Here is a 5,202-nt window from a genome sequence, read left to right as displayed (position 1 = left end):
GAAGATCGGGCGCGGGTTGACTGCCATCCGGTGCGGATCGGCCGAAAGTTCGGTCACCGGGTTGAAACCGGCGGTGATGCCGCGATTGGCGTCCAACTCGGCCTGGCTGACAATGGCTTCGCCTTTTTGCCGAGCCTGAAGGCGCGCCGCGTCCAGTTTGGCGTTCTCGTCCTCAAGCCGGACCCGGATCGGCGTGCCCTTGAGAAAGCTGTCGGTGCTGGTGTCGATGTAGTAGCGGTCGGCATAGGGAAAACCCGATCCATCCTGCACGCCATATTCCTCGAAAGCAAAGACGCTGCCGTCCTTGGTGAAGCCGAGGATTTCAAGTTCGGCGACATCGCCGGCATGAGCCGCGATCGAGGTGGCAAACTGTGCAAGCAGGCCAACGGCAAACAGAAAGAGCATTCGCATCGGTCTTCACCCCCGTGATCGTCTCAATCCCCTAGCACGCCGAAATCAAAACGTCGTGCGGTGCGAAAGCCGATGCATCCAATCGGCCCGTCATTTGTTATCGTCGGCAGTCCCAATGGAGACCACCATGACCGACACCAGCAAAATTCGCGAGCATATGGAAGTCGTCGGCGCCGACGGCGTGCATGTCGGCACTGTCGACAAGGTCGATGGCCAGCGCATCAAGCTGACCAAGGCCGATAGCGGCGAGGGCGCTCACAAGGGCCATCATCACTATATTCCCCTGAGCCTGATTGCCGAAGTCGACGGCAAGAAGGTCTGGCTGTCGGCGAATTCCGATGTTGCGGTGACGTTCGAGGAAGAAAAGTCCGATCGGGTCTGATTGATCGCTTCACCTCAGGCGTGACGACCAGACCGGAAACAGATCGTTTTCGGCAGGGGTTGCCGCATAGACGCCGCGACTGATGGCGCGCGCCATGGTGGCGCCGGCTGCGGCGTAGAGATCGATCGCCGCATCGGCGGAGAGTTCGATACCGCTCGTGCCGGTCGCCAGCGCGAACACAAGGTCGCCATCGGCCGGTGTGTGCGTCGGCCATATCGCGCGCACGAACCCGTCATGAGCCGATATCGCCAGGCGCTTGGCGGCAGCTTTTGTGAGCACCGCATCGGTGGCAATGACGGCGATGGTGGTGTTGCCGCCGGTCTCCATCTGCCTGCCAACATGCTTGTCGCGGTGTTTCAAAAGAATCCGTTTCGCATCGTCCGGCATCGGCGAGGGATAACCAAGCCCGCCGAATTCGTTGCCGATTTCGAACGGTGCTGCCCAGAAATGGCGGGTTCGGCCTGTGGTCACCGATCCGGTCGGGTTGACGGCGGCCAGCGCACCGACGGTGACGCCGCTATCCAGCAGCGTCGAGGCGGAGCCGAGGCCGCCTTTCAGCCCCGAGGTCAGCGCGCCGGTGCCGGCGCCGATCGTGCCAAGCTGGAAATCGGCGGCGGCAGTTTGCGCGGCCTCATAGCCAAGCTCGCGGTAGGGCGGATAACGGCCCCAATCCTTGTCGCCGCCATTGCGCAGGTCGAACAGGATCGCCGACGGCACGATCGGCACGCGAAAACCACCGACCTCCAGGCCGATGCCGCGTTCGCGCAATGCCGCCTGCACGCCGGACGCCGCGTCGAGGCCGAAAGCCGAACCGCCTGAAAGCACGACGGCGTGCACCACATCGACGGAATTGTGCGGTTCGAGCAGGTCTGTCTCGCGCGTGCCCGGCGCGCCGCCCAGGATCTGAACGCCGGCCACTGTCGGCGTGTCGCAAAGCACGGTCGTGACGCCGGACTTCAGGCTGGCGTCGGACGCATTGCCGACGCGCAGGCCGGCAACGTCGGTGATCAGGTTGCGTGGGCCGGTGCGAAACATCAGTTGCTTTCCAAGGGCGCAAAGCGCGTGCCGTCGAAACGGAAGACGCGGTAAGGTCTCTGGCTGAGGTCGCCTTTTGCATCAAAGCGGATCGGCCCGATCGCCGTGGTGAAATCCTGTCCGGTCAGGGCCTCCGTCAGCGGCTTGCCCGAGCTTTCGGACAAGCCTGATGCTGCCTTGGCGATTTCGACCGCCGCAAAGGCCGGCAGCGCATAGCCGTCAGGCACGATCTTCTTAGCGTCAAATGCCGCCAGCACTTTTGGATCGGCGACATCGGCCCATTCCGGCGGTGCGATCATCAGCGTGCCCACGGCATAGGGTACATCGCCCGGCGGTGTGCGGAGATTTTCACCGCCGGCAAAGACGATGCCCGCCTGAAGCTGTGCGGCATCGCGGCCCATGATGGCGATGTCGTCGCCGTCGCCACCGGCAAAAACATGCGTCGCGCCAGCCTTCTTCAGCCGGCCGATCATGCCGATCTGGTTGTCGAGCTGTGGCCGGAACGTGTCGACGAATACCGGTTTCAGCGCTGCCTGTTCGGCCGCTGCCCGCCACGTCTCGGCGATCTCACGTCCGTAGATGGTGCCGTCGTCGATAATGGCGAACAGCTCGTTCTGCCATAGATGGGTGAGGGCGGACGCGATGGCGTTGCGCTCATCGTCGCCGCGCGGCCCGAGGCGATAGACCGGCCAGCCGGTCTTGGCGCGGCGGTCGGTCAGGCTTTCGGTCCGCACGCCAATGGTGATGACCGGAATGCCGGCGTCCTTCAGGATCGGCATCGCCGCCTCGATCGCCTCGGTGCAGAGAAAGCCGACCACGACATTGACCTTGGCAGCGGCGAAATCCCTGGCAGCAGTAGCGCCGCCATCGGCGGTGCAGGCGTCATCCACGGTCTTGAGTTCGATGCCGTTCGCTTCGGCCGCCAGGCCGGTGCCGGCCTCGATCTGCTTGCCGAGAATGGCAGATGGTCCCGATAGCGGTGCCGCGACGCCGACGAGCAGCGTCTGGGCATCCGCGGCACTGGCCAGAAACAGCCAGAACAGCGCCGCTATTGTTCTTGTCCTGGGTCGCATTCGAGCGATGGGTCCCTCCGTGCCGGCTCTATGCTCCTGGCACTATTGCCGCCAAGACCTAAAGGCTGCCCGGCCTTGGTGCAACACGGGAATTTCGGGATATGGCTCAAGCACTTCGCTTGTGGCGGGCTATATCTGGCCATATATGTCGGTAGGATCCTGACCATGGAAAAAATACGGTGCTGAAGAAGAACGACATTGGGCCGCAGGCCTATCGCGACGCGATGAGCCACTTTGCCGGCCACGTCCATGTGGTCACCACCGACGGGCCGGCCGGCAAGCGCGGCACGACGGTGATCGCCGCCTGTTCGGTGTCGGACACGCCGCCGACCATCCTGGTCTGTCTCAACCGCGAAAATGCCAAGAATGAGTTGTTCGTGAGAAACGGCAGGTTTGCCCTGAACACGCTGGCCTCGCACCAGGAGCCGCTGTCGGTCGGCTTTTCCGGCATCACCGGCCTGCCGGTCGAGGAACGTTTCGCGCTTGGCGAATGGGATGTGATCTCCACCGGCGCGCCGACCCTGAAAGGCGCGCTCGCCGTGTTCGACTGCGAATTGATCGACACCAAGGATCTGGCCACCCATCGTGTGCTTTTTGGCAAGGTGACAGGTCTGCGTATGGGCGATAATTTGCGGCCGCTGATCTACCACGCCCGCGGCTACCACGTTCTGGACAGCGGAGCGGCGGCGTTCACGGAGAAAGAATGACCGAGCTGAAACCGCGCGCCGCGCCACGGACGATCGACGAGACGCTCGATCTCCTGACCGGTGCGGACTATGTGGCGGACCGGTCGCTGGCGACCGTGCTGTTCCTGTCGTTGCGTATGAAGCGGCCGCTGTTCCTCGAGGGCGAGGCCGGCGTCGGCAAGACCGAGATCGCCAAGGTGTTGGCACAGGCGCTCGGTCGCCGGCTCATCCGCCTGCAGTGCTATGAAGGCCTCGACGTTTCGTCCGCCGTCTATGAGTGGAATTACGCCGCGCAGATGATCGAAATCCGCATGGAGGAGGCAGCCGGCACGGTCGAGCGCTCCGCCATGGAGCGCAACGTCTTTTCCGAAAAATACCTGATCCGCCGCCCGGTGCTCGATGCGCTGACCGGAAAGACGGGCGCTGCCCCGGTTTTCCTGATCGATGAGCTCGACCGCACCGACGAGGCCTTCGAGGCCTTTCTGCTCGAAATCCTGTCCGACTTCCAGGTGACGGTGCCCGAACTCGGCACCATCAAGGCGGAAGAACCGCCGATCGTCATCATCACCACCAATCGCACCCGCGAAATCCACGATGCGCTGAAGCGGCGCTGCCTCTATCACTGGGTCGACTATCCCAACGCCGAGCGCGAGCTCGAGATCGTGCGCCGTAAGGTGCCGCAGGCCAACCAGCGGCTTTCGGCAGAAGTGGTCTCCTTTATCCAGAAGCTGCGCCAGATCGAATTGTTCAAGGTGCCTGGCGTCGCCGAGACCATCGACTGGGCCGGCGCGCTGACCGAGCTCGACAAGGTGGCGCTCGATCCGGAAACCGTCTCCGACACGATCGGCGTGCTGTTGAAATACCAGGACGACATTGCCCGCATCGAACAGGGCGAAGGCCGGCGCATCCTCAACGAGGTGAAGGCCGAGCTTTCGGCGGCGGAGTAGGCGATGCCGCGCCCCGGACCGAACGAGGCCATGCCGCACGGGCGGATCGCCGACAACATCGTCTATTTTGCCCGCACCTTGCGCAAATCAGGCATGCGGGTCGGGCCGGCCTCGGTCAAGGACGCCATCGAGGCGGTGCTCGCCGCGGGCATTGGTTCGCGCGACGATTTCTACTGGACACTGCACGCCGTGCTGGTGTCGCGGCATGAGGACCACGCCACTTTCGACGAAGCCTTCCGGCTGTTCTGGAAGTCGCGCGAACTGATCGAAAAGATGCTGGCTATGTTTTCGCCGGTGGCACCCGACACCAGGGAAAAGCAGAAGCCACGCGCCGCTGAAAACCGGGTCAGCCAGGCGATGTTCGAGGGCCACCAGAAGAACCAGCCGCTACAGGAAATTCCCGAGATCGAGGTCGACGCCCGCTTCACTTTTTCCGGCAACGAGGTGCTGCGGGCCAAAGATTTTGCACAGATGAACGCCGCCGAGATGGCCGACGCCAAGAAGGCGATCGCGCAGTTGCGGTTGCCTTTCGACATGGTGCGGACCCGGCGCTTCAAGGCCGATGCGCATGGCCGCCGCATCGATCCGCGCGCCATGATGCGTTCGGCTGCGCGCACCGGCGGCGAACTGATTCTGCCGAAGTTCCGTTCGCCGCCGGTGCGCGCAGC

The 5,202-nt window shown here is 63.5% G+C and carries 6 protein-coding genes and 1 pseudogene; 4 read left to right on the top strand and 3 right to left on the bottom strand.

Annotation, left to right across the window (positions count from 1 at the left end; all coding sequences use genetic code 11):
* Window positions 1-411, bottom strand: a 411-nt coding sequence (locus EOB80_RS35210) for a DUF2259 domain-containing protein (RefSeq protein ID WP_245466323.1), incomplete at its 3' end; no start/stop codon positions are given.
* Window positions 412-538: 127 nt separating this feature from the next.
* Here EOB80_RS35210 and EOB80_RS10395 point away from each other — a divergent pair.
* Window positions 539-793 carry a DUF2171 domain-containing protein gene (locus EOB80_RS10395; protein ID WP_127269889.1) on the top strand — a complete coding sequence of 85 codons (255 nt, stop codon included), beginning with the start codon at window positions 539-541 and terminating at the stop codon, window positions 791-793.
* 9 nt (window positions 794-802) lie between these two features.
* On the opposite strand, the gene EOB80_RS10390 is transcribed toward EOB80_RS10395, so the two are convergent.
* Together EOB80_RS10390 and EOB80_RS10385 are read right to left on the bottom strand one after the other, a co-directional pair.
* Window positions 803-1,828, bottom strand: coding sequence for a P1 family peptidase (locus tag EOB80_RS10390; protein WP_127269887.1), 1,026 nt, complete (start codon window positions 1,826-1,828; stop codon window positions 803-805).
* Window positions 1,828-2,901, bottom strand: coding sequence for a branched-chain amino acid ABC transporter substrate-binding protein (locus EOB80_RS10385; protein ID WP_127327568.1), 1,074 nt, complete (start codon window positions 2,899-2,901; stop codon window positions 1,828-1,830). Before EOB80_RS10385 ends, EOB80_RS10390 begins: the two co-directional genes overlap by 1 nt.
* 179 nt (window positions 2,902-3,080) lie before the next feature.
* Here EOB80_RS10385 and EOB80_RS10380 point away from each other — a divergent pair, with 179 nt between their 5' ends.
* The 3 genes and pseudogenes from EOB80_RS10380 to EOB80_RS35205 form a co-directional block, all read left to right on the top strand.
* Window positions 3,081-3,608: a flavin reductase gene (locus EOB80_RS10380; protein WP_127327567.1), complete on the top strand. Its 528-nt coding sequence runs from the start codon at window positions 3,081-3,083 to the stop codon at window positions 3,606-3,608.
* Window positions 3,605-4,534, top strand: coding sequence for a MoxR family ATPase (locus EOB80_RS10375; RefSeq protein WP_127327566.1), 930 nt, complete (start codon window positions 3,605-3,607; stop codon window positions 4,532-4,534). The genes EOB80_RS10380 and EOB80_RS10375 overlap by 4 nt, the downstream gene beginning before the upstream one ends.
* A 3-nt stretch (window positions 4,535-4,537) precedes the next feature.
* Window positions 4,538-5,202: pseudogene (locus EOB80_RS35205) on the top strand (VWA domain-containing protein); the annotation flags it as partial.

This window comes from Mesorhizobium sp. M7A.F.Ca.MR.245.00.0.0, from assembly GCF_003997415.1.
In the GTDB taxonomy this organism is placed as follows: Bacteria; Pseudomonadota; Alphaproteobacteria; order Rhizobiales; family Rhizobiaceae; genus Mesorhizobium.
Note: the sequence above shows the minus strand (reverse complement) of the source record. Positions and strands in the feature narration are given on the sequence as shown.

Excerpts from the sequence above, each read along its gene's own strand:
- EOB80_RS10395 (WP_127269889.1), top strand. The coding sequence starts at position 539 with ATGACCGACACCAGCAAAATTCGCGAGCATATGGAAGTCGTCGGCGCC.
- EOB80_RS10390 (WP_127269887.1), bottom strand. The coding sequence starts at position 1,828 with ATGTTTCGCACCGGCCCACGCAACCTGATCACCGACGTTGCCGGCCTG.
- EOB80_RS10385 (WP_127327568.1), bottom strand. The coding sequence starts at position 2,901 with ATGCGACCCAGGACAAGAACAATAGCGGCGCTGTTCTGGCTGTTTCTG.
- EOB80_RS10375 (WP_127327566.1), top strand. The coding sequence starts at position 3,605 with ATGACCGAGCTGAAACCGCGCGCCGCGCCACGGACGATCGACGAGACG.